This is a genomic window from Microbacterium sp. Bi128 (assembly GCF_918698205.1).
In genome coordinates this window covers 1-2004 of sequence record NZ_CAKKMM010000949.1, presented here as the reverse complement: position 1 = coordinate 2004, position 2004 = coordinate 1, and the positions used below count along the sequence as shown (strand labels likewise).

General features: G+C 71.4%; 2 protein-coding genes. Both read right to left on the bottom strand.

Annotated elements, in window-relative coordinates; translation table 11 throughout:
• Positions 1-87: 87 nt before the first annotated feature.
• The gene (locus LQV45_RS28380) at positions 88-591 is read right to left on the bottom strand and encodes a hypothetical protein (protein ID WP_230010289.1); all 504 of its coding nucleotides are present in this window, start codon (positions 589-591) and stop codon (positions 88-90) included.
• Between the two features lie 7 nt (positions 592-598).
• A complete protein-coding gene (locus LQV45_RS28375; RefSeq protein ID WP_230010286.1) occupies positions 599-1375 on the bottom strand; it encodes an FUSC family protein in 777 nt (258 codons plus the stop codon).
• Positions 1376-2004: the final 629 nt, after the last annotated feature.

Below are 2004 nucleotides of genomic sequence, written 5' to 3'. Positions count from 1 at the left end.
GGGGGGGGCGGTCATCGCTCGGTCTCCGTGGCGACGACGCGCGACGAGGGGAGAAGTTCGGTGCTCACCGGACCAAGCCTGTCACCTTCAGTGCAGCAGCAGCTTCGCCACGATGAGAAGCGCCGCCACGATTGCGGCCCCCACCGCCGTCAGCACCACGGTGAGCGGGGAGTAGCCGCGCAGGCGTGCGCCGGTGGTCGCGACGACGACGAGGTAGATCATCGCGACTCCGACACCCCACAGCAATGCCGTCGGCAGTGTCACCCCCAAGGCCGTGAGCGCCACGACGACGAGCAGCGGCGCGAAGGTCACCGACACCATCGGCGCGCTCACTCGCAGGTGGTGCGCGATGATCCGCGACGGGCGGTCGGTCGAGACATCACCGAGCGAGTACGCGAAGACGTGGGTGGCGAAGTACACGATGTTCGTCAGCGCGACCACCGCGATGACGACGCCCACATCGGAGTCGCCGAGACCGAAGAGGGTGGATGCCGAGACGAGAGCGCCGTAGCAGCCCGCGCTGATCCGCTCGGCGGCGTCGTGGCCGAGGCGCGGCGAGGATGCGGGCTCGACGTCGGGGGAAGTCGTCATGTCGGAGTCACCCTAGCGAGGGTCGCCGACGCAACGCTGCCGACACGATCGCGACGACCGTGCCGACCGCGACGCCGATCACGGTCTCGAGGACCCGGTCGCGCAACAGCATGTCGGGCGTGGCGGGGGAGGCGAGCGAGATCATCAGCAGCGCCAACGGCGTGATGAAGACCATCGCGATGCCGTAGTTGCGTCCGACGAAGAGTTCGGCGCCGGCCTGCAGGGTGATCGCGACGACGAGCACCGCCCACGGCGGGAGCGACAGTGCGAGCAGGCCCGCGGCGATGAGGACTCCGAGGAGGGTGCCGACGAGGCGCTGCACTCCGCGGATCAGACGCGCGGTGACGTGCGCCCCGCCCACGGCCGCGACGGCCCCGACCATCGCCCAGTACCAGTGCGTACCGATCAGCAGGGCACCGGCGATACCGGCGAGGAGCGCCGCGGCTCCGACCGTCGCTGTCATCTCCCACGCGACGGCGCCGATCGGAGGGCGCGGGCGCGTCGGCAGCCGCCACGACCCGCGTCGCGCGAGCACGAACGAGACGGTCACGAGGAGGCTCCAGATCACGCTGCTCGCCCCGACCAGGAGCACGAGCCCGAAGGTCGCCGCCGTCGCGGGGAAGCTCGCGCACGCGCCGGCCGCGAAGACGGTGAACAGCGCACCGGGCGGATGCCATTGCGACCGGTACGCGAACAGCGTCACTGCCGCGGCGAGCGTCGCCACGACCGCCACGCTCGCCAGCGGCGGTGTCGCGAGCGCGGACAGCGCGGTGCCCAGCAGCATCGCCAGAACCGAAAGACGCGTAGACGCTGAGATCCAGGCGACCGATGACCAGCAGCACCAGCAGCGGGACACCGACGCTCAGAGCCGCCCGCGCAGCGACGCGATGATCGCCCTGATGGGGTCCGACGCGGATGACCCCGGTCCACACGCGTCCCCGGGATTCCGCCACCGCTCCAGCCTACGTCGGGCGGAGCGGCACGCTTGCGGCGGCGTCGTGGTGTGGCATCCGGGAATCTCGCCGGCGGCGACGTGCGGCGTCCGCGTCCGCGCGGGTGGGGCGCGGGACGGCGGCGGCCCTCGTGTGATGGGGTGGAGGCATGGATGCCGACCGAGAGAAGCCCCCGATCGAGCCCGGCCCCGAGCCCGACACGTCGACAGCGGCGCAGGGGGAGAAGTCCGACCCGACGCTCGACGGTGACGACGAACCCGTCGAGTGACGCGGGGCTGCTTCGACATCGAAGGGTGCGGAGGGTGACGTCCACCCGCGTTCCGTAGGCTGGAAAGCCCCGACCGTACGAGGAGAGACGTGTTCCGCACGCCCCTGACCCTGTTCCGCACGCTCGCGATCGCCGAGGCGGTGTCGTGGACGCTGCTCATCACCGGGCTCATCCTGCGGGCCGTCGCCGACC